Source organism: Thauera sp., from assembly GCF_034003485.1.
Classification (GTDB): Bacteria; Pseudomonadota; Gammaproteobacteria; order Burkholderiales; family Rhodocyclaceae; genus Thauera.
In genome coordinates this window covers 19,213-45,282 of record NZ_JAVEYL010000010.1, presented here as the reverse complement: position 1 = coordinate 45,282, position 26,070 = coordinate 19,213, and the positions used below count along the sequence as shown (strand labels likewise).

Sequence of the window (26,070 nt, the reverse complement as noted above, 5' to 3'; positions counted from 1 at the left end):
CGGTGGATTCCTCAGAAGATCAGGCGCAGGCCGTGGTTGAGGACACCGCCGACGAAGAAGGCGGTGGGGACGATCATCGCCAGCATCAGCGCGGCGACCTTCATGCCCTGTTCCTTGATGATCATCATCAGGCTGGCGATGCAGGGCACGAAGAGCGTGATCGTGACCATGCCGACCACCGCCTGCACCATCGACAGCTCGGCCTGCAGCGCAAAGAGACCGCTGGCACCGAAGTCGCGGCGCAGGAAACCCATCACGAAGGCGGCGCTCGCCTCCGGCGGAAGCCCGAGCCAGCCCACCACCAGCGGCTTGCCGGCCTCGATGATCCACGGCAGCGCGCCGCTGCGATCGAGCGTGAACATGATCAGCGTGCCGATCAGGAACAGCGGGATCACTTCGATCAGGTACCACTTGAGGCGTCCGCCGGTCTTCTTGAGCACATTGCCGAGCACCGGCATGCGCATCGGCGGCAGCTCGGTGATCAGGGGTACGCGTCGGCCGGGGACGACCTTGCTCGCCAGCCAGCCGGTGAACAGCAGCACGCCGACGATGCACGCGACCCAGATCACCGTCGCCGCAAACGAGATGCCGCCCAGCAGGCCGAGCACCACGCCGAGCTGCGCCGAGCACGGGATCGCCACCGCCATCAGGTAGATGGTGATCAGGCGCTCGCGCGGGGTGTGCAGGATGCGGGTGGTGAGCGTGGCCATGGTCACGCACCCTAGCCCCAGCACCATCGGCAGCACCGCGCGGCCGTTCAGCCCGATGGCGGCGAACATGCGGTTGGCGATCACCGACAGGCGCGAGAAATAGCCGGAGTCTTCGAGCACGCCGAAGGCGAGGAAGAAGGTGGTGACGATCGGCAGGATCAGCGCCAGCGCGTAGGTCATGCCCATGGTCCACAGGCCGTAATCGCCGACGATGAGATCGGCCAGCCAGGGCGTGGAGATGTGGCGCGTGACGAACTCGGTGACCGCCGGGTTGAGCACCTCGCCGAAGAAGTCTTCTTCCAGCAAGCCGACCAGCGTGCTGGCGCCGAAGTCGCCGACGAACAGATACACCAGATACAGCACGCCGAGCAGCATCGGCCAGCCCCACAGACGGTGCACCGCGATGCGCCCGAGCAGCATCGACAGCGTGCGGTCCTTGCCCGCGGCCTGCTGGGTGACGGTGCGCGCGAGCGCTTCGGCCGCGCCGCTGCGTTCGCGGGCGAGGCGTGCGGGCAGGGTGTCGCGGCCGATCGGGGCGGTGAGTTCGGCGAGCGCGGCGCACACCTCGGCGCTGCCGGGTTGGGCAGCGAGCCATTCGGCAACCTCGGCGTCGCGGCCGATGGCGAGAATGGCCAGGCCGCGCGCCGACAGCCGTGGATGCGGGCAGTTGGCGACGATGAGCTGCTCGACGCGGGCGATGTCGTGCTCGAGCACCGGGTCGTAGCGCAGCAGCGGCGCCGGCACGGCAGCGCGCGCCAGGGCGTCGGTGAGCGCGGCGACGCCTTCGCCGCCGGTCGCCACCGTGGCCACCACCGGTACGCCCAAGGCCTCGGCCAGCGCGCCGGCATCCACCGTCACGCCGCGCGCCTTGGCCTCGTCGGTCATGTTGAGCGCCATCACCATCGGCACGCCGAGCTCGGCCAACAGCGCGGTGAGGTTGAGCGTGCGGCGCAGGTTCTTGGCGTCACCGACCTGGATCAGCGTGCGCATGTCCTCATTGAGCAGCGCACGCATGGTGGCGCGCTCGTCGTCGCTGCGCGAGGGCAGGGCGAGCACGCCCGGGGTGTCGAGCAGCGAGGCCTCGCGGTCGAAGCGCGGCGTGGCGCGCGACACCTCGACCGTGGTGCCGGGGTAGTTCGACACCGTGACGTAGGTGCCGGTGAGGCGGTGGAACAGCACCGATTTGCCGACGTTGGGGTGGCCGACGAGGGCGAGGGTGCGCAATGCAGCGGCGGGCGACGGCAGAGGGGCGGCGCAGTCCATCGAGGGGGGAATTCCAGGGACGAGTGAAGGTGAAAGTCGGTTAATGATAATAGGTCGCGTTAATCCTTTTCCTGATAAAGCTCAAGACCCATGCGTGTTGTTGCCCGGATCGAGGCTTGGCCCAGCGCCGCTCCAGCAGCGGTGGGCCGACGTGCACTGCTTGAGCGCGCAGTGAAGCGGCGGGCGCGTGCGCTCAGGCGCTCACGGCGACCCAGTGGTTGTCGGGCGCGATCTCGACCGGCCAGCGCAGCAGCACGGGATCGCGCTGCGGGTGCCAGAAGCCGAGGCCGCGGGGCGAGCCGATCAGGCTGGCGTGGGTGCCGTCGAGCGGGAGTTCGGCGAGCGCGCCCGCCTTGTTCAGCTCGGCGATCACCTCCAGGCGCTCGGGCGCGGCTGGGTGCCAGCGCGTCACGCGGTGGCTGCGCTCGGCGGACAGATAGAAGCCGCCGTCCATGCCGGTGGCGATGTCGCCGCAATAGCCCGCGCCCACCGTCTCGCGGCTGGGGATCTCCAGGCTGTCGCCGTTCCACACTGCGAGGATGGGGGCGCCGGCGCGATCGGCCGCGTCGTCGTGCTCGGCCTGCAGCGCGACGCCCACCAGCGTGCGGCCATTGGCCACCGGTGCGGCACCGAGCGCCAGGTGGCGCAGGCTCAGGCGCTTGTCCTTCAGCCACCACTGGCCGAGGCGCTCGCCATTGCGTGGATCGAGCCGCACCAGCGAGGAGTCCATGCGGTCGAGGTCGCGCTTGCGGTCGCCGGCGGCGCGCAGGATGCCGCCGTTGGCCACCACCAGCTTGCCATCGGCGTCGAACACGAGTTCGTGCGGCTCGACGCCGCGGGTGGGGAACTCGGCCTCCTTGCGCAGGCTGTCGCGCCGGCGCACGGCGACCCAGCCCTGGGTGGAGCCGGTCTCGGATTCGGTGGTGTACAGCCACTCGCCCGCGGGGTCGAAGACCGCGTGGCCGTTGAGCGTGCGCCCGCTCTGCTCGTCATCGAGCGCCTGGCGGGCGAGGACTTCGCCGTCGGCGGCGCAGCGCATCAGCCAGGGCCCGGGACGGTTGGCACACACCAGGAAACCGCCGTCGCGGTCGGCCAGCAGGCCGTGGACGCGATTCGGGACGGCGACCGCGGTCTCGATGCGTGCGAGGCCTTGCTGCCAGTCGGGTGCGAGGATGCCGACGTAGTCGGTGGCGCCTTCGGTCTTTGCGCCTCGTGAGGCGCCGTCGCGGCCGAGGTCGTGCAGGCTGCGCCAGGCGGCGATCAGGCGGATTTCGGGGAGCTCGCCGGCTGTGGGCGTGGCGGCGAACAGGGTGCGGGGCAGCAGGGCGAGCGAGAGGCCGCCGCCCAGCGTGCGCAGGAAGTCGCGTTTGTTCATCGGGGTGTTCCAGTGGAAACGACGGACCCCGCCGGGGCCCGTCGGTCGATACGCTCGAATCAGAACTTGTATTCGCCGGTCAGGATGATCGCGCGGCCGGTGCCGGGGATGGCGAAGCCGCCCTGGTCGTACACGGCGTCGTAGTACACCCGGTCGAAGATGTTCTTGACGTTGAGGCGCGCGGCCCAGCTTTTCTGCTCGTAGGCCAGCATCGCGTCCCAGCGCGCGTAGCCGGGCGCGGTGTTGGGCGAGAACTTGCCGTCGATGAAGTTGCTGCTCGCGTCGATGGCGGTCGGCACGTAGGCGTAGCGATCGCTCTTGGCTTCGACGCCGCCGCCGATCTTCCATCCGCCGCCGAGCGCGTAGGTCGACCACAGGTTGAAGGTGAGCTTGGGCGTATTGCGCGGGCGCTGGCCTTCGAGGCGGGCGTCCGCGCCCGGCGCGATCTCCAGGATCTCCGCGTCCATCAGCGAGAAGCCGCTGAACACCTCCCAGTTCGGCGTCACGCGTCCGGCCACTTCGAGCTCCAGGCCGTCGGTGCGGCGCTTCCTGGTCAGGATCGCGGCGGTGGACTCGAGGTCGGTATTGCGCTCCCACGCCTTGTCGGCGCGGTACAGCGCGGCGCGCAGGGCGAGATCGCCGTCCATCAGCATCCACTTGGCGCCGAGTTCGGTGACCTTGCTGCGCTCGGCGGGGTAGCTGCCGCCGGAGAGCTGGTAGAGGTCGGCGGTCGGGCTGAAGGAGTCGCTGTAGCTGATGTAGTAGTGGGTGGTCTCGGTCGGATGCCAGGACAGGCCGGTGCGGATGCTGGTCTCGCTGAAATCGAGCTGCGGCGAGTTCAGGCTGGAATATTCGGCGTCGAGCGAATCGTGCCGTGCGCCCAGGGTCAGCTTCCAGTTCGGCACGAACTCGATCGTGTCCTGGGCGTAGAAGGCGAGGGTGTCACCCTGGTAGGTGATCGCCGGCGCGGAGGTGAAGGCGCCCGGACGATAGAAGCGGCCCGCGCCCGGGTCGAGGTCCTGCAGGCTGCGGCGGCTGGAATCTTCCTTCAGGTACTCGATGCCGGCGAGCAGTTCGTGCTTCATGCCGAACAGGTTGGTGCGCGCGGTGAGGTCCGACTGCAGGGTCAGGTTCTCGGTGTCTGTCTGGCGCACCTTCGGGCCGCCGGTGCTGCCGTCGAAGCTCGGGGCGTCGGTTCGATTCGGCGCCTGCGCCCAATACACGCGCTCGTAGCTCGCGTGGCGCAACTGGGTGCGAATCTCGGCCTGCGAGGACAGCTTGTACTGGTGCACCAGCGAGCTCATCGCGGTGTCGCTGTCGTCGAAGGTATTGTTCGTGCCCCAGAAGGTGTCGGCGGCGAAGTTCGTGGTCGGGCGCTTGGTCGCCGGATCGAAGGAGATGCCGTAGTCCGGGTTGTCGCGCGTCTTCAGGGTGTAATGGTTGAAGGTGAATTCGTTGTCGGTGTACAGCCCGGTGACCAGGCTCAGGCCCAGGCCTTCGCGGTGGATCTCGGGCTCGGCGCCGTCGGCCGGGTTGCTGCGCCAGCTTCCTTCGTCGCGCTTCATCACGTTCAGGCGCAGCGCGGTGGTGTCGCCGAGTTCCTTGTTGAAGTCGCCGGTGACTTCCCGGTAGTCATCGATGCCGACGCTGCCGGTGATCTTGCCGCGGTTGCCGAGCAGCGGGGTCTTGGTGACCTGGTTGATCACGCCGCCGGCCTGGCCGCGGCCGAAGAGCATCGCGGCCGAGCCGCGCAGCACGTCGATCTGCTCGAGGTTGAAGGTCTCGCGGTTGTACTGGGCGGTGTCGCGGATGCCGTCGAGGTACATGTCGCCGAAGGTGTAGAAGCCGCGCAGGTTCATGTTGTCGCCCGAGCGGCCGCCCTCGGCGGCATTGAACGACAGGCCGGAGACGTTGCGCAGCGCTTCCTTGAGGCTGCCGACCTGCTGCTCTTCCATCAGCGTGTTGGTGACGGTGGTGACCGCCTGCGGGATGTCGTGCGGGTCCTGCAGGACCTTGCCGACGCGGGTCGCGGTGGCGCGGTGCCCGTCCTGGGGGGCGTCTTCGGTTGCTTGCACGGTGACGGCAGGAAGGGTGGTCGCCGGGGCGGTCTGGGCGTGGGCGCCGAGCGACATGCCGGCAAGCATCAGCGCGCCGAATGGCAGCAACGGGCGCGCAGGGGGGCGGGCGGCGAACGGGCGGTCAGCGCCGGGGCGCTGCGCGTGGAGGGTTTTCATCGGGGCGAATCTCCGCGGTTTGGGAAGTCATGTGTGGCTGGCTTCCTGCGTGCGGGGTGCGCCTTGATGCGCGCGCTTCAGGTGGCTGGCTGATCGAGCGCGCAAGTATTAACGAAATGCGAACAATTCGCAATAACTTTTAGATTGGCTCTCGGCGTGACCATCCGCCTCCCAAGGCCCTGTACAGATTCACCGCGTCGCTGAGCCGCGCCAGGCGCAACTGCGCGAGCTGGTCCTGCGCTGCAAACAAGGTGCGCTGGGCGTCGAGCACGGTGAGCAGGCTGTCGGCGCCTTCGCGGTAGCGCAGTTCGGCCAGGCGCAGGCTGCGCTGGGCTTCGGTGAGGATCTCGCGCTGGGCGGCTTCCTGGTTGGCGTCGCGGGTGGCGTTGGCGAGCGCGTCCTCGACTTCCTTGAGGGCGACGAGGATGGCGCGGCGGTGGGTTTCGAGCAGTTCGCGCTGGCGTGAGCGCTGGATGTCCACGTCGGCGCGCAGGCGGCCGCCGTCGAAGATCTTCTGCACCACGCTGGCCGAGATCGACAGCGTGCGCGTGGTGTCGGCGAGCGCCAGCAGCGCGGCGCTGCCCACGCCGGCGCCGGCCGACAGGCTGATGCCGGGCAGCAGCGCGGCGCGTGCGGCGGCGATGTTGGCCGCGGCGGCGGCGAGGCGGGCCTCGCTGGCGGCGAGGTCGGGGCGGCGCAGCAGCAGCTCGGCGGGCAGGCCGGCGTCGACCATCGGCACCTGCAGCGCGGCCAGGCGCTCGTCGGTCGGGAAGCCGGCCTGCGGGTTGCGCCCGAGCAGGATGGCGAGCGCGCTGCGCGTCTGGCGCAGTTGCACTTCGAGCGGCTCGATCGCCTTGCGCTGGTTGAGCACCGTGGCGCGCTGCTGGCTCAGCTCGAGCGCCGAGGCGGCGCCGTTGTCGTAGCGCGCCTGCACCACGCGCAGCACGCGCTCGGCGATGGCGAGGTTCTGGCGGGCGATGTCCAGGCGCTCCTGCAGCGCCAGGGCCTGGAACCAGGTGCTCGCCACGCTGGCGCTCATCGACAGGCGTGCGGCGTCGTGGTCGAAGCGGGTGGCGGCGAGGCCGGCGCGACTGGCGTCGACGCCGGCGGCGATGCGGCCCCAGAGGTCGAGCTCGTAGCTGGCGCCGAGGTTGAGGCTGGTGGAGTTCGTCTCGTTGCTGTCGACATTGCGCGCGCCGCTGCCAGCGCTGAGGTCGAGCGCCGGGAACAGCGACGCCCCAGCCTGGCGCAGCGCGAGCTCGGCCTGCACCACGCGTTCGGCCTGAATGCGCAGGTCGGGCGCGGCGGCCAGCGCCTCGGCGACGAGGGCATCGAGCGGCGCCGAGCCGAAGTCCTGCCACCAGGTGTCGTGGACGGGGGCGGTCGCAGCGGACGCGCCGCCAGCTTCGGCCCACTGTGCGGGCAGGTCGAGGTCGGGGCGAACGATCGGTTCGGTGAGCGCGCAGCCGGCGGTGAAGGCGAGGAGCAGGACGCCGGGGAGCACGCGGGTTATTGACTGAAGGTGCATGTACAAACCTATTCCGAGGCGAGGGCGACCACCGGGTCGAGGCGGGCGGCCTTGCGCGCGGGCAGGTAGCCGAACACCAGCCCGGTGAGGAAGGCACAACTGAAGGCGAGCACCACCGGCGTCAGCGAGTATTGCACCGCGGTGCCGAAGGCCTCGATGATCGCCGCGCTGCCCAGGCCGACGGCAACGCCGATGAGTCCGCCGACCGCCGACACCACCAGCGCCTCGATCAGGAACTGCTGCAGGATGTTCTTGGTGCGTGCGCCGGTGGCCATGCGGATGCCGATCTCGCGGGTGCGCTCGGTCACCGACACCAGCATGATGTTCATCACGCCGATGCCGCCCACCAGCAGCGAGATCGCCGCCACCGTGCCGAGCAGCACGGTGAGCGTGTTCTGCGTCTCCGACACCGTGTCGATCACCGAGGCCATGTTGCGGATCTGGAAGTCCTCCACACCGTGGCGGGCGAGCAGCAGGCTCTGCACCGCGGCCTGGGTGTCGTCGATCTGGCCGACGTCCTCGACCGCCACCGTCACGTTGCGCAGGAAGCGCTGGCCGGTGATGCGCAGGCTGGCGGTGCTGAAGGGCATGAACACGATGTCGTCCTGGTCCTGCCCCCAGGGCGTGGCGCCCTTGGGTGTCATCACCCCCATCACCTGGAAGGGGATGTTGTTGACCAGGATGAACTCGCCCACCGCATCGCGTCCCGGGAACAGCGCGTTGGCCACGGTCTGGCCCAGCACCGCCACGGTGGCGTAGCGCGCCTCGTCCTCGGCGGCGAAGAAGGTGCCGCTGGCCGGCGCCCAGTTGCGGGCAACGACGTAGTCGGCCGAGGTGCCATTGACGCTGCTGCGGTGATCGAGGTTGCCGGCGCGCAGGGTGATCGTGGCGCCCTGTTCCGGGACCGAGGCGAGCACGTTGGGCAGGCCGGCGATGGCCTGCACGTCCTCCACCACGAGCGTGGCCGGGGCGTCGCGGCCGCGGGTGTTGGGCGCGCCCGGGCGCACGGTGAGCAGGTTGGTGCCCATCGCGCTCACCTGGTCGATCACCTTCTGCTTGGCGCCGTCGCCGATCGCCAGCATCGCGATCACCGAGGCCACGCCGATGACGATGCCGAGCAGGGTAAGGATGGCGCGGAACAGGTTGGCGCGCAGCGCACGCAGCGCGGTGCGGGTGGCCTCGAGCACGTCCGACAGCGAGGAGGTGCGATCGACGTGGGGGGCGAAGTCGGGCTCGGGCCCCTGCGGCGGGCGCGGGCCGGGGTCGGACACGATGCGGCCGTCGCGGATCTCGATGATGCGCTGCGCCTGCTCGGCGACGTCGCGCTCGTGGGTGATCAGGATGATGGTGTGCCCGGTGGCCGAGAGCTCGCGCAGCAGCTTCATGACTTCGGCGCCGCTCTTGGTGTCGAGCGCGCCGGTGGGTTCGTCGGCGAAGATGATGCGCCCGCCGTTCATCAGCGCGCGCGCGATCGACACACGCTGCTGCTGGCCGCCGGAGAGCTGGTTGGGGCGGTGGTGAATGCGCTCGGCCAGGCCGAGCTTGGCGAGCAGTTCCTCGGCGCGGTGATGGCGCTCGTCGCGCGGCATGCCGGAGTACACCGCGGGCACCTCGACGTTGTCGCGCGCGGTGGCGCCGCCGATCAGGTTGTAGCTCTGGAACACGAAGCCGAAGGCCTCGCGGCGCAGGCGGGCGAGCTCGTCGCGGTCGAAGTTGGCCACGTCCTCGCCCATGAAGCGGTAGGTGCCGCTGCTCGCGCGGTCGAGGCAGCCGAGGATGTTCATCAGCGTCGACTTGCCCGAACCCGAGGCGCCCATGATGGCGACGAACTCGCCGGGGTAGATCTCGAGGTCGATGCCGTGCAGCACCCGGGTCTCGACTTCGCCGGTGACGAAGCTGCGGGTGATGGCGGAGAGCTCGATCAGCGGCGTGAGCGGCGCGTGCGCGGTGTCCCGGCTCAGCGCCTGGCCAGGTGAGGGCGCGCTCGCTGCCTGCGGCGCATCGGGCCGGCGCACGTCGGGCGCCTCGTCGAACGGGGGTGGAAGCTGGTCGAACTTCATAGCCGCGGTGTCATCGGCGGGCGGCTGCTGCCGGCGCCGACGACCAGGCCGGACACCACGCGCTCGCCCTCGGCCAGGCCGGACAGCACCTGCGTCTGGACGCGGTTGGATACGCCGAGTTCGACCTTGCGCTCCTGCACGCCGCCGCGCTCGTCGGCCACCTTGACCGTACCCTGGCGCGGCCCGGCACTCGCTGCCGCGGCGCCGTTGCGACCCTGGCCGGCGCCTGCTCCCATGCCGCGGCCGGTGCCGTTGGCGTTGCCCGGGGAGGCCGGCGGGCTCAGTTGCGGTGCGCGCGGCGCGCCCTGGGTCAGCGCGGCCATCGGCACCAGCAGCACGTCCTTCGCCTGCGAGACGATGAAGAACACCTGTGCCGTCATCTGCGTCATCAGCAGGCCGTCCGGGTTGAGCACGTCGAACAGCGCGTTGTAGAGCACCACGTTGTTGGTCACCGTGGGCGTGGGCTCGATCTTCTCGAGCTTGCCCTGCCAGCGCTTGCCGCTGCCGCCCAGGGTGGTGAAGTAGGCTTCCATGCCGAGCTCGAGCCGGCTCACGTCGGCCTCGGAGACCTGGGTCTGCACGGTCATCGTCGACAGGTCGGCGATGCGCATCACCACCGGCGCCTGCTGGTTGGTGTTCAGCGTCTGGCCCTGACGCGCGGTGATCGACACCACCGTGCCCGCCATCGGCGACAGGATGCGTGCGTACTGAAGGCTGGCCTCGTCGCCGCGCAGGGTGGATTCGATCTGTTCGATCTGCGCACGTACCGCCTCGAGCTGGGCCTCGGCCGACTTCGCCGAGGCCTCGGCCGTCTGCAGGCTCTCCTTGGTGGTGGCGTCCTCGGCCATCAGCGCACGCTGGCGGCGGAGCTGGATCTGGGCGAGCGCGAGCTGTGCCTCGCGGTCCTTGAGCTGGGCGCGCAGGTTCTTGAGCTGCGCGCGCGAGGCATCCACGCGAGCGCGGTAAACCGTGGGGTCGATCTCGGCGAGCAGGTCGCCCGCGTTCACCGTATCGCCGACCTCGACGTGGATCTTGCGCAGCTGTCCGGACACCTGCGCGCCCACGTCCACATAGTCGCGCGGCTGCAGGGTGCCGGTGGCGGTGACCACGTCCTCGATGTCGCCGCGCTGAACGGTGGAGAACTGATATCCGGTGAGCGGATCGCGCTTGCCGAACACCTGTGGCCAGGCGTACCAGGCGCCGGCGAGCAGGGCGGGAACGAGGATCAGCAATGCACGACGACCCCAGCTCGGTCGTGTTGGTCTGCGTGAAGGGGGGGTGGTGTTCATGGGCTTCCTGATGGCGCTCGCCGGTGTGGCGCGGCCGATTGATCTACGGAGTCAAGAATAGCGGCTTCGACCCGTGTCGCGTTGTATCGGAATGCTGCATCCGGTCTGGCCGGCTGCCCCTTGGAAGACTGCGCTGGGCTTGCTTTGTTCAGTTGCAATCGGTCAAAAGGTTGACCTGAGTCAAGATTGGAGAAGATTAGACAACGTCTAATTCGGGCCAGAGGCGAGGAGAAACACAAGGCCGGCAGCAGCGCCAGGACTGCCAGGCCGCCAGACATATTTCGCTGAGCAAGCAAGGAGAAGTGTCATGACGAAGATGAAGGTGCTGGGCGTTGCCGTTGCGTTGGCTGTCGCGGGTGGTGCGTGGGCGGCCACGGTGCGCGACGAACCGATCAAGCCGATCGAGGCGGCGAAGGTGTCCGATCCGGGCAAGGTCGAGTTGGGCAAGAAGCTGTGGTTCGAGCCGCGCCTGTCGATGTCGGGGATCATTTCCTGCAACACCTGCCATAACCTGTCGATGGGTGGCACCGACAATCTCAAGACCTCCATCGGGCACGGCTGGAAGGCCGGCCCGGTGAACTCGCCGACCGTGTTCAACTCCAGCCTGGCGATCGCCCAGTTCTGGGACGGCCGCGCGGCCGACCTCAAGGAGCAGGCCGGCGGCCCGATCCAGGCCGATGTCGAGATGAACATGCCGCACACCCTCGCTGTCGGCATCCTGCAGTCGATCCCGGGCTATGTGGACGAATTCAAGCGCGTCTACGGCAAGGACAAGATCGACATCGACATGATCACCGACTCGATCGCCGAATTCGAGAAGACGCTGGTGACCCCGAACTCCCGCTTCGACAAGTGGCTCGTGGGCGACGACAAGGCGTTGAGCGAGAAGGAACTCGCCGGTTACACGCTGTTCAAGGAAAGTGGCTGCGTGGCCTGCCACAACGGTCCGGCGGCGGGCGGCACCTCCTTCCAGCGCATGGGCGTGGTCGAGCCGTACAAGAGTTCGTCGCCGGCTGAAGGGCGCTCGGCAGTCACCGGTGTCGATGCCGACCGTTTCAACTTCAAGGTGCCGACATTGCGCAACGTCGAGCTGACCTATCCGTACTTCCATGACGGTGAAGCCAGGACGCTCGAGGAGGCGGTGGACATCATGGGTCGCCTGCAACTTGGCCGTACCTACAGCGAAGGCGAAATCGGCAGTATTGTCGCCTTCCTGAAGACGCTGACCGGTGAGCTGCCGCAAATCGCCATGCCGATCCTGCCTCCCTCGAGCAACGAGACCCCACGTCCGGATCCGTTCAAGTAAGCGCTCTCAGGGGCCACGTCGGGACGCTCCGCCAGTGGGTGGTGCGTCCTGCGGCTCGAGCGAGTGCTTTGAGGGCGAGTGCTTCGAGTCTCTTGACCCAGGGCCTGGACCGGGTCCAAGATTCGTGCATGGACCAGATGAAAACCTCGTTTCGTGTCGCCGCCGCTGTGCCGGCTGCCACGAATGCTTATTCCTCTACTGACGCGATCGCCTGTCTGCGGCGGGCGGGTGTGCCTGTTACCCAGCAGCGCATCGAGATTGCGCGTGCGCTTTTTTCTGCGCCGGTTCATCTCTCCGCTGACCAGATCTGGGCGAATGTGCGCGAGTCCGCTCCGGATGTGTCGCGTGCGACGGTGTACAACACGCTGCGCCTGTTCAGCGAGAAGCAACTGGTCCGCGAACTCTTCGTCGATCCGCAGCGTGTTGTGTTCGACTCCACCACGGCGCCGCATTTTCACCTCTACAACATGGATACCGGCGAGGTCCGCGACTTGGGCGACGATGAACTACAGGTCATCGGCACCCCCCGCCTTCCGGTCGGTACGGTGCTACAGGAAATCGACGTGATCGTGCGCGTGCGTAATCGCCACGATTGACATCCGGGCAGGGATGACGGGCTCCGAGGCCTGGGCCACGAAGGACGAGGGCGCTGCAAGCTTGCAGCGCCCTCGTCGCTTCTGGTGAGCGCCTCGTCGGCTACTGCGCGCTTTCGGGCACGGTGACGAAGCCCATCTTCTCAACGCCGGCAGCACGAGCCTTCGACATCACGTCGGCGATGACCTCGTAGCGCGTGTTGCGATCCGCGCGCAGGTGCAGCTCGGGCTGCGGCGTCTGCGCTGCGGCCGCAGCCAGGCGCGCGGGGAGCGCCACTGCGTCGAGGCCCTCGTTGTTCCAGAAGATGCGCCCCTCGCCGTCGATGGACACCGACACTGTCTCGGGCTTCTCCTGGGTGGGATTGCTCGAGGCCTGCGGCAGGTCGATCTTGACCGAGTGCGTCAGCAGCGGGGCGGTGATCATGAACACGATCAGCAGCACCAGCATGACGTCGATCAGCGGCACCATGTTGATGTCGCTCTGCAATGGGCGTGTGTCGCCCTGACTGAATCCGCCGAATGCCATCACGCGGCTCCGTGACTGCTTGCCGGGCTGGCGCTGGTGATCCGCAGGGCAGCATCTTGCTGGCTGGCGGCGCGTGGGGTAACGGCGGCGATGCGCGCGCCGGTGGAGAACCACGCATGCAGGTCATGCGCGAAGGCGTCGAGCTCGGACAGTTCGAGGCGGTTGGCGCGCGTGATCGCGTTGTAGGCGAGCACGGCCGGAATGGCCACGAAGAGGCCAAACGCGGTCATGATCAGGGCCTCGCCGACTGGTCCGGCGACCTTGTCGAGCGTGGCCATGCCGGAGACGCTGATGTTCACCAGAGCGTGGTAGATGCCCCAGACCGTGCCGAACAGGCCGACGAAGGGCGCCGTGGAGCCGATCGAGGCGAGCACGGTGAGGCCGGATTCGAGCGCGGCGGTGGACAGCGCGATCGACTTTCGCAGCGCGCGGGTGATGACCTCGTCCGCGTCGAGCGTGCTGCCGAGGGTGTCGTCGTGCGTATGGCGGCGAACATGCTGCGCGGCGGCGGCGCCTTGCTGGGCGAGCGCTTCGAAGGGCGAATCCGGCGCCGCTTCGTTGAGCAGCTTGAGGCCGGCGTCGAGGTCGGCTGCGTGCCAGAAGCGCTCGATCGCCTCGCCGTGACGGCGCGCGCGCAGCTGGCGTAGCGCGCGGGTGAGGATGAGATACCAGCTGGTGATCGACATCACGAGCAGGATCACGCCAACGCTGCGGATGATGGTGTCGGATTGCGCCCACAGATGGGCAAGGCCGAAGGCCTGTGAACTGTCCATGTTCAGTTTCCTTGGAGTTTGAAGACGATGGGAACGAGCACCCAGGCCTCGACGGCGACATCGCCCTGGCGCGCGGGGACGAAGCGCCAGCGCGCGACGGCCTCCTGGGCGGCGCGGTCGAGGCGCTCGGAACCCGAGCTGGTGCGCAACTCGACGCGGGCCGGCTGGCCTTCCGGCGACACGAGCACGCGCAGCATCACCTGGCCTTCCTCGCGCAGTCGGCGTGACAACATCGGGTAGGCCGGGCGTGGGTTATTCAGGTAAGCGGCATCGAAGCGTGCGGCGGTGACCGCAGCAGCGGCTGGGGCCACAGGCGCCGCCGGCGCTGAGGGAGGCGCCGGGGCGGGCGGTGCGGGCTCGGGCGCGGCGTCAGCAGGCGCGCTGAGCGCGGTCGGTGACTCGGTGACCGGCGCAGGCTTGTTGACGACGGGTTTCGGCGTCGGCTTCCTGGGCACGGGCTTGGGTGGAGGCGGCTCCGGGCGGCGGACCTCGGGCGGCGGGGGTTCGGGTGTCGGTGGTGGTGGCGCGGGCGTGGGCTCGGGCACTGGTACGGGTTGTGTCACCGGTTCTGGAGCGGGCTTTGCGACCGGCTCGGCTTCGATCAGCGCGACCTGGATCGGAACGATCCGGGGCGGCGTGGGCTGCTGCATGCCGAGGTGGGCGAGGGTCGCCAGGCCGGCCACATGAACACCGGCCACGAGCACGGCGAGCAAGGTCCGACGCGCTGGCGAGCCCCGCAGGCTCACCAGTGTCCGCGGGCTTGCGGCTGCGCCGTTGGCGAGATCACCGGGGTCAGAGCGCGCAAAGGGATAACTGCCCGGAAGCGGCTGCGACGGTGTGCGTTCGGTCGAAACGGATGGCAAGGCCTGGACTGCAGAGTGCATCGGTGCGGAGGCTGGGGGGACTGCCTCCGCAGAGGCAGCGAGTGGTTGGGGGAAGGTGGCAGGGCGAGGGGCTGGAAATCAGGACGCGCTCGAGCCCATCTGCGACTGCAGGTAGTTCTGCAGGCCGACGCTCTCGACCAGGCCGAGCTGCGTTTCCAGATAGTCGATGTGCTCTTCGGTGTCTTCGAGGATGTGCTCGAACAGCTCGCGCGACACGTAGTCCTTGCAGGATTCGCAGTAGGCGATCGCCTCGATCAGATTCTCGCGCCCGCCGAGCTCGACCTTGAGGTCGCCCTGCATGCACTCGGGCACGTTCTCGCCGATCAGCAGCTTGTTCAGGTTCTGCAGGTTGGGGAGGCCTTCGAGGAACAGGACGCGCTCGATCAGCATGTCGGCATGTTTCATCTCTTCGATCGACTCGTCGTACTCGTGCTTGCCCAGTCGATCGAAGCCCCAGTTCTTGTACATGCGTGCATGCAGGAAGTACTGGTTGATTGCAGTCAGCTCGATGGTCAGTTGCTTGTTCAGGAACTGGATGACCTTCTTGTCGCCTTTCATGTTGCCTCCAGGGCGGGTGAGTAAGCAGGCGTCGCGCGAGCAGGCTGCAGGGCAGGCCTCGCATCCGGTGCTGGTTCCGCGCGGGAACGCAGACAATCCCTTGCGCATCGCGCGCAGCGGCCACACTCGGCGGTTACGCCGAGAGTCTGCCGCAATTCGCGAAGGGTGCCGATACCGTCGTCGATCGCCTTGTGGATCTGCTTTTCGGTGACGGCGCTGCACACGCACACGTACATAGTCTAGCCCTCTTGCCGGAATTTGGCCCCGTGGTCCGGGTGGGAATCTACTTGGTCAGGATCAGTTTGCCGTTGCGCGTCGCGCGCAGGACGTAATGCGTGCCCTCATGCTCGATCGTTACGGCTCGCAGTCCACCGAGCAGTTGGTCGCTGGTCAAGGCGGGCGTCGGGACGCGATCCCGGTCGCTGTCGCTCGCGCCGATCGTTCGGGCGGGGGCAGGGCGGACGTCGTGGCTGGGCTCGATCTCGATCATTTTCTAAAGCGGTTCAAAACAAGAATGATTCGCATTAAAACATGATTCGAGGCGCTGCACAACGGCGCCGAAGCTCACGCTCAGTCGAGCGTGAGCAGGATGATCAGGCTGGGATCCTGCGCGGCGTCGAGCGGAAGGTAGGCGATGGCGCCGGGCGTCGACTGCAGGATGCGGCGAACGTCGTCCGCGTCGGCGGCCTCGCGCGGGGGTTGCGCGCGGCCGGTAAATACCAGCCGCGACCAGTAGGCGCGGATCTGGCTGGGGTTCTTGCGGGTGAGCTGGAGGTAGAACTGGTCGCGCGTCGGGCCGGCGGGAAGATCGACCAGGGTGACAGTCCGTCCGTTCGGCAGCGTCGTGCCGCGTCCGAGGTAGAGCTGTTCGGCACTCTCGCGATCGAGTTCGGTGAGGTCGCTCTGGCGCGCCGAGACGACAGCCATCGTCGGGGACGGCAAGGGCGTCTGCGCCCAGACGCCCCCGGCATACGACAGCGGCAGCGCGGCAAGTGCGACAAGCACAGCCAGCGCCTGGCGACGAAGGGTGCGCTCAGAAAACGACATCGACCGAGATGCTCATCAGGTTGATCGACTGGTGGTCCACCTTTGATGCGAACGGTGCTTCGCGCGCGATGAAGCTGCCGTGTGCGCCGGTGCCGGTACGCACGTGGGCGAACTCCGCCTTCAGCGCCGTGTTGTGCAGGACGTCCCAACGCAGGCCTGCGGTGAGGCTGCGTTGCGCCTGGTTGCGCGTACGGTTGAAGCCGGCGATGAGTTGGCGCTCGGTTTCGTTACTCCCGACACCTACGTGTGCCAGGGGGTCGTCTTCCCGTTGGCGGGCGAGGCTCACGTAGGGCGTGAGCTTGCCGACACGCCGCCCGACCGATAGATACGCGCCAGTCGAGCTGTTGGAAAAGGCGCTGGTGGTGGTGCGCGCCAGTTCCGTGCTGAACAGCCAGCGTCCGTCGTCCCACTGCAGGCCAAGGGAGCTGAAGCTTGCGTCGGCACCTGAGCCACTCAGACGGCTCGCCAGCGCAGGCGACAGATCGAGCGATGCAACCGTTGTGCGGCGCACGGCGAGGTCGGCTTTGGCGTAACCCGCGCTCAGGTTCAGGTGGCCAACCTCGACGGTCACCCGCATGCCGACCAGGTTGCTGAGCCGGGCGCTGCCGCCGCCGATCACCGGCACCCGGCTGCGTCCCGCGTAAGGGTGCAGTTCGACGAAGGCTTCGCCGATCCTGCTCCGATGCAGCAGATCTATGCCGTCGAGGTCGGAGAACGGGTTGAGGCCATAGACCTCGACCGGTGGCCGAACCCAGGTCTGGTTGTAGTTGATGTCGGCCGTGTCGGACAGCATGAAAAAGGGGCTGCGCAGGCGGCCGGCCCGCACCGTCAGCTCCGGCGTCAGAGCGTGGCTGACAAAGGCCAGGGCGGCGCGGGGGTCGTAGTCGCCACGCTGCGTCTCGCGGGTGACGAGCTGCACGACGGCGGCGCTGCGCTCGCCGAACTTCAGTCCGGCCTGCAGGCCCAGGACCGAGTCCGGTCCCGTGTCGACCCTGCTGCCGCCCGGCGCGTCGATGCCGACGCGCGCGAACTGAAGCTCGTCGGCCTTGGTGAAGACGGCACCAGCGGTGGCGAACCCCGAGAACTGCCAGGGGCCGCTTGCCGCGGCCACAGCCTGCAGCGGCAGGGTGGAGAAGGCCGCCAGCGTGAGCAGGGCGACTTGGGGCAGCTTCATGAACGGGCTCCTTTGCGAACCTGCTGCAGATGGGCAAGGGTGGCGTTGCGGTCGACCGGTCGCGAGAACAGGTAGCCCTGGCCGAAGTCGCAGCCCATTTCGCGCAGGATCTGCAACTGGGCGTCATCCTCGATGCATTCGGCCACCACCGTCATGCCGAGGTCGTGGGCCAGCTCGATGCTGCGGCGCACGATGGCACGAAGGCGTTCGTCATGGGTGATGGAGCGCACGAAGGAGCCATCGAGCTTCACCTGGTTGCACGGCATCGTGTGCAGGTAGCTCAGCGTGGAATAGCCGGTCCCGAAGTCGTCGATGAGGATATCGATACCGGCGGCACGCAGCGCGTGAAGGGTACTGATGGCAGGGCCGTCCTGGCGTGCGAGCACGCTTTCGGTGACTTCGAAGCGAATGGCGCTGTGGGCGAGACCGCGCGCATCGATGGTGGCCAGCAACTCCTCGGCAAGCTGGGGCCGGGCGAGCTGGCGTGCGGACAGGTTGACGCTCACCCGCAGCGGCGTGCCCTCGGGAAGCTGCTGCGCCCAGCCGCACAGGTCGGCGCAGACCTCGGCGAGCACGCTCATGCCGACGTTGTGGATCAGGTCCAGGGTCTCGGCAAGCGGGATGAATTCAGAAGGCGGCAGCAGGCCGAGCGTCGGGTGGGGCCAGCGCACCAGGGCTTCGAAGCTCATCGTTACCTGACTGCCGAGATCGACGATGGGTTGGTAGAACACTGTCAGGTCGCCGCTCTTCAGCGCAGCGCGCAGTTCGGCTTCGATCTGCAGCACCCGCACCGCCTGAGCGTGCATCTCGGCATGGAAGAACTCGATCGACGCCGTCTCGCTGCGGCGCGCCTTGTGCAGGGCGTTGTCGGCGTCGCGCAGAAGGGATTCTGCATCTTCGCGGTCGTTGTCGCTCAGTGCGACCCCCACGCGGCAGCGTGGATGCAGCACCTGCTCGGTGCTGCTGGGCGCAAAGGCGGGGAGCGCAACGAGGTCTTCACACATGCGCAGCGCTTCGATGGAGCCCTCGACGCCGTTCAGCAGCACGGCGAACTGGTCGCCGCCCACTCGCGCGCACACGTCGCCATGACGCATGAACGAGGAGATGTGTGCCGCGACCCGGCGCAGGAGCTCATCGCCCACGGCGTGGCCGTAGCTGTCGTTGACCAGGCTGAAGCGTTCGAGGTTGATCGCGAGCACCGCGAGCTCGCGGAGGTCGCCGCGGCGGCGCTGGGCCAGGGCCCGGTTGGCGTGCTCGATGAACATCGCGCGGTTGGGCAGGCCGGTGAGGCCGTCATGCAGCGCGTCGTGCATGAGTTGCTGCTCGGCGCGTTTGCGCAGGTTGATGTCGCCCAGCGAGCCGGCCATGCGGAAGGCGTGGAGGTCCTCGTCGCGGCTGGCGACGCCGCGCATCAGTACCCAGCGGGGCGGGCTGTCGGGTAGTCCGACGCGGAACTCCATCATGAACTGCGAGCTGTCGCCTTTCAGGTGGCTGATCATGCGCTGCCGGAAAGCCTCGACTTCATGCGGATGGATGAAGTCCAGAAAGGCCTCCGCCGCGATCGGCAGCGAGCCGGGCGGCACGCCGAGGATCTGGCAGAAGCGGTCGGAGTAATACACGGTGCCGGCGCGCAGATCCCAGTCCCATAGTCCGTCGTTGGCCCCGCGCAAGGCCATTGCATGGCGCTCCTCGCTCGCCTGCAGGCATTCGGCGGTGTGCTGCAATTCGTCCACGCGTTGCTGCAGGGTGGCGGCCATGATGTTGAAATGGCGCGCGATCACGGCCAGCTCGTCTTCGCCTTGCGCGCTGACGCGATAGTCGAGCCTGCCGTCGGCGATCGCCTTGCTGCCCTCGAGCAGGCGGCGCAGGTTGCGGGTCAGGAAGTAGCCGATGGTCGACAGCAGGAAGAAGGTGAGCGCAATCTCGGCGATGGCGATTGCGAGCCCCTGTTCCATGATTGCCCGCCGCGCTGCGGCCAGCACCGAGACGGAGACGCCGAACTGCAGGGCGCCGACCTCGTTCTTCGCCAGCAGCAGGGGCCTGCGCACGTGAACCACTTCCCCGGTGCTGACCACCCCTGCGAGGAAGCTCTGGCGATGCTCGCTCGGCTCGGGCAGGTGCGTCATGTAGGGCAAGCCGGCCGAAACCAGCACCTGGTCGCCGGTGCCGGCAATACGGACGTAAACGAGCCCTTCATCGGCCTCCGCGAGCAGCTCGCCGAGGACGTCCTGGAGGGCGTCGAAGCGCTGCTGCTCGCCATAGGCCGTGGCCATGGCGTGCAGCATGCTTGCGTTCTGGGTGATGGTGGTGTCCAGGCTTGCCGATACCGCGTTGTTCATCAGCCGCATGCTGTTGGCGAGCAACAGGCTCAACAGCACGACCTGCACGACCGTGCTGGCGAGCAGCAGGCGGACGCGGATGGAGGAGTGGCGAAAGGGCAGCAGCATGGATCGGGTCTGGCGGCTTGTCGGAGGCGCTGGAATCAGCGCCGCGCCAGGCGGCGAACTCCAGAGGAGGCGGCGATCCTGCCCTCGGTGGCGAAGTTCTCGAGGTTGGCTTCGATGTGGTCGGGGTCGTACAGATAGTTGACCATCATCCCCCAGGACTGCTTCAGGCCCTTGTCGGACCTGTCTGCCAGCCAGTTCAGGCGCTCGACGCGGGCGCCGTTGCCGAGGTGGAAGCGGGCGACGGTGTCGACCAGCTTGTCGCCGCGCCGTGCGTCGAGCAGGTAGCGTGCCGCCAGACGCTGCAGCGGCTCGCGCAGCGCCTGCTGCAGGGCCTCGTCTTGCGACCATGCGCGGTCACCCTCGAGCATCGTGGCGAGCACGGGGGCTTCTGCGCCGGTGACGCCGAGCGCGGCGAGGCGCTTCCAGTCTGCCGGTGTGATCGCGCTGGCGAACTCCTCGGGGTTGCGCTGCACCCAGCGGACGAGGCCGGGAATGGGCGACAGCGTGGCGAAGGTCTTCAGGCGCGGGAAGTCGCGCTTGAGGTCGTCGATCACGCGCTTGAGCAGGAAGTTGCCGAAGCTCACGCCGCGCAGGCCAGCCTGGGTGGCGCTGATCGAATAGAAGATCGCCGTGTTCGCGCGGCTGGCGTCGGCGAGCGGCGCCTCGATGTCGAGCAGGCGCTGCACGTTGTCGGCGACTTCCTCGAGCAGTGCGACCTGCACGAAGATCAGCGGCTCGAGCGGCATGCGCGGATGAAAGAAGGCGTAGCAGCGACGATCGGAGTCGAGGCGGTTCTTGAGGTCTTCCCAGGAGCGGATCTCGTGCACCGCCTCGTATTCGACCAGCTTCTCGAGCAGCGCCGCGGGCGAGGTCCAGGTGATGCGCTGCAGCTCGAGAAAGCCGACATCGAACCAGGCCGACAGGCGAGTCTCCAACTCGCGATCGAGCGGCTTGAGCAGCGGGTCTTCGGTGACGAAGCGCAGCAGATCCGCGCGCAGGTCGACCAGGAACTTGACGCCCTGCGGAATGGCGTTGAACTGGGTCAGGATGCGCAGCCGGCGCGAGCGCATCGCGGCGCGCAGCCGGGCCTCTGCGTCCCATTGTCCGGGGGTGCCGATTGCCGCCTGGTAGGCCTCGTGGGCACTTGCGACCTGGCGCGGGTCGGGGCCGAACTCATGTGCGATCAGCTTGAGGAAGGCGTGGCGACCGGCGTCGTCGAGGCGCAGATAGGTCTCCGCAAGGCGCGCTGCGCGCTGTCGCGTCGAGACCTCGCCGCCGCGGCCTTCCGCGCATTCCTGCAACTGGGTGCGGATCCGCTCAAGGTCGTCGGCCTCCGGCGGCTTGCCGAAATGGGTGGCGCTGGCCACCAGCTCACGTACCTTGGTCAGCCCGCGGGATACCAGACCTGTTCCCGCCATCGTGCCCTCCTGCCCGATTCAGGTTAAATATTCTGATACGATCATAGCCCGCTTTGGGTAGGGCATTGTGGGATGCTTTTCTCCCTCGCGTGCGTATTTCACGGTCCGGCGCGCAAAACTGCGCCGGGCTTTGCTGTGATTGCGCATGGCGTATTGATATGCCATCTTGAAGGGCAATGACATTGTGCAGGCACAGGCGATGAGGTCCGACGAAGGGGCGCCGATACGGTTGCTGATCGTGATTCCCGAACAGGAAGGCGAGGGTGTGGTCGAGCGGCAGCTGGTCCAGGCGACGTTGCGCGGAGTCGAGGTGGTCGGCCGCGCGCACACCGAGAGCCAGGCGCTTGCGCGCTACTTCCAGTGCGCGCCCGACATCGTCGTCCTCGACTGTCAGATCATGCCCGAGGAGCCGGCACGCCTGGTCGGTCTGCTCAAGCGCATGGCGCCGGGGAGCTGCATCATCGCGCTGGTGCCCGCCGCGGATTCGATGGCGGGCTCGGCTGCGCGTGCCCTCGGCGCCGACGCGATCGGCGTACTCGCTGATCTGCCAGCGCTGCTTCATGGCCTGACGGCCGCCGACGCGGTCTAGCCGCGGGACCGCTTCAGCGCTGCGTGCCCCGCGAGGCGCCCACCAGCATCAGTCCGCCGACCACCACCATCGGCACACACAGCCATTGTGCGGTGGATAGGCCGAGCGACAGCGTGCCGAAGATGCCCGGGTCGGGCGTGCGGAAAAACTCGGCGATGAAGCGCAGGCTGCCGTAGCCGATCAGGAACATCGCCGACACCGCACGTAACGGGCGCGGGCTGGCGGCGTAAAACCAAAGGATCACGAACAGCAGCAGCCCCTCGCCTGCCGCCTGGTAGAGCTGCGACGGATGGCGTGGCACCGCATCCACCCACGGGAACACCATCGCCCACGGCAACTCGCCATCGACCGGCCGGCCCCACAGTTCGCCATTGATGAAGTTACCGACGCGACCCGCCGCGAGCCCGGTCGGCACCAGCGGCGCGATGAAGTCGGTGACCTGCCAGAAGCCCTTGCCGCGCTTGCGGCCGTACACCCACATCGCCACCAGCACGCCCAGGAAGCCGCCGTGGAAACTCATGCCGCCCTTCCACACCGCGAGGATCTCGCCCGGGTGCTGCAGGTAGTAGCCGGGCTGGAAGAACAGCACTTCGCCCAGTCGCCCGCCCACGATCACCCCGATCACGCCGTACAGCAGCAGGTCGTCGATCATCTGCGCGTTCCAGCCCAGCTCCGGGCGGCGGCGCGCATGCAGACGGCCGAGGACGACGAAGAGCACGAAGGCGATCAGGTACATCAGGCCGTACCAGCGCACCGAGAGCGGGCCGAGCGAGAAGGCGATGGGGTCGAACTGGGGGTGGATCAGCATTGGAGTCTTGGTGTGGGAAGCTGGACGCTCGGCGCGTCAGTCGAACTGTTTGCGGAACGTGGCGAACTCGTCGCGCAGCGTCTCGAACTCCTCGCGCAGGCGGCGCACCTCGTCCTCGAGGTCCGCGATCCGCCCGCGTCCGCCGCCCGCGTTGGCGCCACCGGCCTGAGCCTCGGCCATTTCCTGCACCAGCGCATCGCCACCGAGCAGATGCACGTGGCGCGTCTCCTTGGTGCCAGGCGCGCGCGGCAGGGCGGCGACCAGCGGCGGGTACTTCTCGGCCAGGTGCTCGAGCACCGTCTCCACCGCGGCGACGTCGTCGAAGCGGTACAGACGTTCGCAGCGCTGACGCAGCTCGCCGGCGGTCTGGGCGCCGCGCAGCAGCAGGATCGCCAGCACCGCCTGCTCGGCCGGCGGCAGCGAGTGGCGCAGGCGCACCAGGTGCTCGTACTTGGGCACGCGCGCGCTCTGCTGGTCGCGCTTGGACACCAGGCGGCGCGCGATCAGGCTATCCACCGCGGCCTGCACTTCGGCCTCGCTCAGGCTCATCACCGGCTCGCGCGCGGTGAGCTGGTTGCTGCCGGTGGTGATGGCGTTGATCGATAGCGGGTAGGCGTCGGGGGTGATGAAGGCTTTCTCGATCAGCACGCCCAGCACGCGGAGTTCGGCGGTATCCAGGTCGAAACCGGGTGCGCTGGCGTTGTCGACAGCGGGGTTCGGATCTTGCATGGGCGCTCCTGGCGGGTGACGAGAACCGGGATGATACGCATGCTTCGTGGCGCGCGTTAGAATCGCAACCTTTCCTGCAGATTTTCCGGAGCGCCTTCATGCCCCAGTATCGTTCCCGCACCTCGACCGCCGGCCGCAACATGGCGGGCGCCCGCGCCCTGTGGCGCGCCACCGGCATGAAGGACGGCGACTTCGAAAAGCCGATCATCGCGATCGCCAACAGCTTCACCCAGTTCGTGCCCGGCCACGTGCACCTGAAGGACCTCGGCCAGCTCGTTGCACGCGAGATCGAGGCCGCCGGCGGCGTCGCCAAGGAATTCAACACCATCGCGGTCGATGACGGCATCGCCATGGGCCACGGCGGCATGTTGTACTCGCTGCCCTCGCGCGAGCTCATCGCCGACAGCGTCGAATACATGTGCAACGCCCACACGGCGGACGCGCTGGTGTGCATCTCGAACTGCGACAAGATCACCCCGGGCATGCTGATGGCTGCGCTGCGCCTGAACATCCCGGCGATCTTCGTCTCCGGCGGGCCGATGGAGGCCGGCAAGGTCAAGTGGGAGTCCAAGGTGATCTCGCTCGACCTGGTCGATGCGATGGTCAAGGCCGCGGACAAGAACTGCTCGGATGAGGAAGTCGACGCCATCGAGCGCTCGGCCTGCCCGACCTGCGGCTCGTGCTCGGGCATGTTCACCGCCAACTCGATGAACTGCCTCACCGAGGCGCTCGGCCTGTCCCTGCCGGGCAACGGCACCACGCTCGCCACCCATGCCGACCGTGAGCGCCTATTCAAGGAGGCCGGGCGCCGCATCGTCGATCTGGCGCGTCGGTACTACGAAAAGGACGACACCTCGGCGCTGCCGCGCTCGATCGCCAGCTTCAAGGCCTTCGAGAACGCGATCAGCCTCGACGTCGCCATGGGCGGCTCGACCAACACCGTGCTGCACCTGCTCGCCGCGGCGAGCGAGGGCGGCGTCGACTTCACCATGAAGGACATCGACCGCATCAGCCGCCGCGTGCCCTGCCTGTGCAAGGTGGCGCCCGCGATCGCCGACGTGCACATCGAGGACGTGCATCGTGCCGGCGGCATCATGTCCATCCTTGGCGAGCTCGATCGCGCCGGCCTGCTGCACACCGATGTGCCCACCGTGCACAGCGCCTCGATGGCCGATGCGCTGGACAAATGGGACATCAAGCGCACCACCGACGAGGCGGTGCATACCTTCTACCGCGCCGCGCCGGGCGGCGTGCCCACCCAGGTTGCCTTCAGCCAGGACCGGCGCTGGAGGGAACTCGACGCTGACCGCGAGCACGGCATCATCCGCAACAAGGAACACGCCTTCACCGCCGACGGTGGCCTTGCGGTGCTTTACGGCAATATCGCCGAGAAGGGCTGCATCGTGAAGACCGCCGGGGTGGATGAGTCCATCTGGAAATTCACCGGCAAGGCCCGCGTGTTCGAGAGCCAGGAAGACGCGGTCGAGGGCATCCTCGGCGAGCGGGTCCAGGCTGGCGACGTGGTGGTGATCCGCTACGAAGGCCCCAAGGGCGGCCCCGGCATGCAGGAGATGCTCTACCCGACCTCCTACCTCAAGAGCCGCGGCCTGGGCGCGCAGTGTGCGCTGCTCACCGATGGGCGTTTCTCGGGCGGCACCTCCGGCCTGTCGATTGGCCATGCCTCGCCCGAGGCGGCTTGCGGCGGCGCGATCGCGCTGGTCGAGGAGGGTGACACGATCGAGATCGACATCCCCAGCCGCAGCATCCGCCTGGCGATCGCTGATGACGAGCTTGCTCGCCGCCGCGCCGCGATGGAGGCGAGGGGAGCCGCAGCCTGGAAGCCGGTCAAGCGCGAGCGCGTGGTCTCGGCCGCGCTGCAGGCCTACGCTGCGCTCACCACCTCGGCCGACACCGGCGCGGTGCGTGACGTGACCCAGGTCCAGCGTTGATGCACCAGGGTTCATTCACCCCGGTTCATTGACCCCTCATCGGTCGCTCACTACCATCGACGCCATGGATACCGAACTCGCACAGCTCGAAGCCCAGCTCGAGCAACTGATCAGCCAGCACGATCGCCTGAGGGCCGACAACGGCGCGTTGCGCGGTCGCATCGTCCGGCTGGAAGCCGAAAACCGCAAGCTCGCCGACAAGGTCCGCCTCGCCGCGGACCGCCTCGAGGGCCTGCTCGACACACTGCCGGAGGCCTGAAGCGATGTCCGCCGAACACCTCGACATGACGCTGCTGGGAAAGGAATATCGCATTTCGTGTACGCCCGAAAATCGTGACGAACTGCTGGCAACGGTCGCCTTTCTGGACGACAAATTCCGCGAACTGGGGGCAAAAACGAACTCTTCCGGCGAAAAGCTCGCGGTCATGACCGCGCTCAACATCGCCCACGAATTCCTCCAGTACCAGCGCGGCAACGGGTTTGACATGCCAGGGATGAAGCGTAGAATCGGACTCATGAAAGCACGTTTGGATGGGGTGCTGGCTCAGCAGGACAAACTCTTCTGAATGGCTGAAATTGCAGTACGAGCAGGACCGATCAATCCCCTGCAGTGTTCGTTGAAGTCGTAGATTCCTTGAACCAATAGTCGAGAGACTCGGTTGCCGACCATTTATTCCGCTGGTGTGAACGCCCCTCGCCGGGTGATCCTGAAGCGGTAGGGACGTGACCTCCCTGAACCCTAGGTTCAGGATGCTCGGCCTAGACGGCACAGGCGGGGGGCCAGACAAGAGGGCGCGGTGAGCGATCACC

The 26,070-nt window shown here is 67.7% G+C and carries 24 protein-coding genes and 1 other RNA gene; 7 read left to right on the top strand and 18 right to left on the bottom strand.

Features of this window, described 5'->3' with window-relative positions:
• Positions 1 to 11 precede the first annotated feature (11 nt).
• The 6 genes from feoB to RBT54_RS07330 form a co-directional block, all read right to left on the bottom strand.
• A complete protein-coding gene (gene feoB / locus RBT54_RS07355) occupies positions 12 to 1,973 on the bottom strand; it encodes a ferrous iron transport protein B (RefSeq protein WP_320365675.1) in 1,962 nt (653 codons plus the stop codon).
• Positions 1,974 to 2,166: 193 nt separating this feature from the next.
• Positions 2,167 to 3,348, bottom strand: coding sequence for a DUF1513 domain-containing protein (locus RBT54_RS07350; protein WP_320365673.1), 1,182 nt, complete (start codon positions 3,346 to 3,348; stop codon positions 2,167 to 2,169).
• A 59-nt stretch (positions 3,349 to 3,407) separates the two neighbouring features.
• On the bottom strand, positions 3,408 to 5,582 hold the full coding sequence (locus RBT54_RS07345; RefSeq protein WP_320365671.1) for a TonB-dependent siderophore receptor: 2,175 nt from the start codon (positions 5,580 to 5,582) through the stop codon (positions 3,408 to 3,410).
• Positions 5,583 to 5,721: 139 nt separating this feature from the next.
• A complete protein-coding gene (locus RBT54_RS07340; RefSeq protein ID WP_320365668.1) occupies positions 5,722 to 7,110 on the bottom strand; it encodes an efflux transporter outer membrane subunit in 1,389 nt (462 codons plus the stop codon).
• Between the two features lie 8 nt (positions 7,111 to 7,118).
• Entirely contained in the window at positions 7,119 to 9,170 is a 2,052-nt protein-coding gene (locus RBT54_RS07335; protein WP_320365666.1) for a MacB family efflux pump subunit, read from the bottom strand.
• A complete protein-coding gene (locus RBT54_RS07330) occupies positions 9,167 to 10,459 on the bottom strand; it encodes an efflux RND transporter periplasmic adaptor subunit (RefSeq protein ID WP_320365664.1) in 1,293 nt (430 codons plus the stop codon). The genes RBT54_RS07335 and RBT54_RS07330 overlap by 4 nt, the downstream gene beginning before the upstream one ends.
• A 307-nt stretch (positions 10,460 to 10,766) precedes the next feature.
• Here RBT54_RS07330 and RBT54_RS07325 point away from each other — a divergent pair, with 307 nt between their 5' ends.
• Both RBT54_RS07325 and RBT54_RS07320 read left to right on the top strand, forming a co-directional pair.
• Positions 10,767 to 11,765 carry a cytochrome-c peroxidase gene (locus RBT54_RS07325; protein ID WP_320365662.1) on the top strand — a complete coding sequence of 333 codons (999 nt, stop codon included), beginning with the start codon at positions 10,767 to 10,769 and terminating at the stop codon, positions 11,763 to 11,765.
• A 137-nt stretch (positions 11,766 to 11,902) separates the two neighbouring features.
• On the top strand, positions 11,903 to 12,361 hold the full coding sequence (locus RBT54_RS07320; protein ID WP_320365849.1) for a Fur family transcriptional regulator: 459 nt from the start codon (positions 11,903 to 11,905) through the stop codon (positions 12,359 to 12,361).
• A 100-nt stretch (positions 12,362 to 12,461) separates the two neighbouring features.
• Here the strand turns inward: RBT54_RS07320 and RBT54_RS07315 are convergent, their stop codons facing one another.
• The 10 genes from RBT54_RS07315 to RBT54_RS07270 all read right to left on the bottom strand — a co-directional run bounded on the left by RBT54_RS07315 (position 12,462) and on the right by RBT54_RS07270 (position 21,185).
• Positions 12,462 to 12,884, bottom strand: a complete 423-nt coding sequence (locus RBT54_RS07315) for a biopolymer transporter ExbD (protein WP_320365660.1) — start codon at positions 12,882 to 12,884, stop codon at positions 12,462 to 12,464.
• On the bottom strand, positions 12,884 to 13,657 hold the full coding sequence (locus tag RBT54_RS07310; protein ID WP_320365658.1) for a MotA/TolQ/ExbB proton channel family protein: 774 nt from the start codon (positions 13,655 to 13,657) through the stop codon (positions 12,884 to 12,886). Before RBT54_RS07310 ends, RBT54_RS07315 begins: the two co-directional genes overlap by 1 nt.
• A 2-nt stretch (positions 13,658 to 13,659) precedes the next feature.
• Positions 13,660 to 14,361, bottom strand: a complete 702-nt coding sequence (locus tag RBT54_RS07305; RefSeq protein WP_320365848.1) for an energy transducer TonB — start codon at positions 14,359 to 14,361, stop codon at positions 13,660 to 13,662.
• A 258-nt stretch (positions 14,362 to 14,619) separates the two neighbouring features.
• Entirely contained in the window at positions 14,620 to 15,099 is a 480-nt protein-coding gene (gene bfr, locus RBT54_RS07300; RefSeq protein ID WP_320365656.1) for a bacterioferritin, read from the bottom strand.
• Positions 15,096 to 15,335, bottom strand: a complete 240-nt coding sequence (locus tag RBT54_RS07295; protein WP_320365654.1) for a (2Fe-2S)-binding protein — start codon at positions 15,333 to 15,335, stop codon at positions 15,096 to 15,098. Before RBT54_RS07295 ends, bfr begins: the two co-directional genes overlap by 4 nt.
• 47 nt (positions 15,336 to 15,382) lie before the next feature.
• Positions 15,383 to 15,589 carry a hemin uptake protein HemP gene (locus RBT54_RS07290; protein WP_320365652.1) on the bottom strand — a complete coding sequence of 69 codons (207 nt, stop codon included), beginning with the start codon at positions 15,587 to 15,589 and terminating at the stop codon, positions 15,383 to 15,385.
• A gap of 80 nt (positions 15,590 to 15,669) precedes the next feature.
• On the bottom strand, positions 15,670 to 16,146 hold the full coding sequence (locus RBT54_RS07285) for a hypothetical protein (RefSeq protein ID WP_320365649.1): 477 nt from the start codon (positions 16,144 to 16,146) through the stop codon (positions 15,670 to 15,672).
• Positions 16,133 to 17,320 (bottom strand): hypothetical protein, encoded by a 1,188-nt coding sequence (locus RBT54_RS07280; protein ID WP_320365647.1) that lies wholly within the window; start codon positions 17,318 to 17,320, stop codon positions 16,133 to 16,135. The genes RBT54_RS07285 and RBT54_RS07280 overlap by 14 nt, the downstream gene beginning before the upstream one ends.
• Entirely contained in the window at positions 17,317 to 19,767 is a 2,451-nt protein-coding gene (locus tag RBT54_RS07275; protein ID WP_320365645.1) for an EAL domain-containing protein, read from the bottom strand. Before RBT54_RS07275 ends, RBT54_RS07280 begins: the two co-directional genes overlap by 4 nt.
• 35 nt (positions 19,768 to 19,802) lie before the next feature.
• A complete protein-coding gene (locus RBT54_RS07270) occupies positions 19,803 to 21,185 on the bottom strand; it encodes a malonyl-CoA decarboxylase (protein ID WP_320365643.1) in 1,383 nt (460 codons plus the stop codon).
• Between the two features lie 199 nt (positions 21,186 to 21,384).
• Between RBT54_RS07270 and RBT54_RS07265 the strand changes: the two genes are divergently transcribed.
• Positions 21,385 to 21,774, top strand: coding sequence for a two-component system response regulator (locus tag RBT54_RS07265; protein ID WP_320365640.1), 390 nt, complete (start codon positions 21,385 to 21,387; stop codon positions 21,772 to 21,774).
• A gap of 13 nt (positions 21,775 to 21,787) precedes the next feature.
• On the opposite strand, the gene lgt is transcribed toward RBT54_RS07265, so the two are convergent.
• Both lgt and RBT54_RS07255 read right to left on the bottom strand, forming a co-directional pair.
• Positions 21,788 to 22,582: a prolipoprotein diacylglyceryl transferase gene (gene lgt / locus RBT54_RS07260; protein ID WP_320365637.1), complete on the bottom strand. Its 795-nt coding sequence runs from the start codon at positions 22,580 to 22,582 to the stop codon at positions 21,788 to 21,790.
• A gap of 36 nt (positions 22,583 to 22,618) precedes the next feature.
• Positions 22,619 to 23,311 (bottom strand): YceH family protein, encoded by a 693-nt coding sequence (locus RBT54_RS07255; protein ID WP_320365635.1) that lies wholly within the window; start codon positions 23,309 to 23,311, stop codon positions 22,619 to 22,621.
• Between the two features lie 98 nt (positions 23,312 to 23,409).
• Between RBT54_RS07255 and ilvD the strand changes: the two genes are divergently transcribed.
• The 4 genes from ilvD to ssrS all read left to right on the top strand — a co-directional run bounded on the left by ilvD (position 23,410) and on the right by ssrS (position 26,043).
• Positions 23,410 to 25,260, top strand: a complete 1,851-nt coding sequence (gene ilvD, locus RBT54_RS07250; RefSeq protein WP_320365633.1) for a dihydroxy-acid dehydratase — start codon at positions 23,410 to 23,412, stop codon at positions 25,258 to 25,260.
• A 64-nt stretch (positions 25,261 to 25,324) separates the two neighbouring features.
• Positions 25,325 to 25,519 carry a hypothetical protein gene (locus RBT54_RS07245; RefSeq protein WP_320365631.1) on the top strand — a complete coding sequence of 65 codons (195 nt, stop codon included), beginning with the start codon at positions 25,325 to 25,327 and terminating at the stop codon, positions 25,517 to 25,519.
• Between the two features lie 4 nt (positions 25,520 to 25,523).
• Positions 25,524 to 25,826 (top strand): cell division protein ZapA, encoded by a 303-nt coding sequence (locus RBT54_RS07240; protein ID WP_320365629.1) that lies wholly within the window; start codon positions 25,524 to 25,526, stop codon positions 25,824 to 25,826.
• Positions 25,827 to 25,859: 33 nt separating this feature from the next.
• Positions 25,860 to 26,043: non-coding RNA, 6S RNA (gene ssrS / locus RBT54_RS07235), on the top strand.
• Positions 26,044 to 26,070 lie beyond the last annotated feature (27 nt).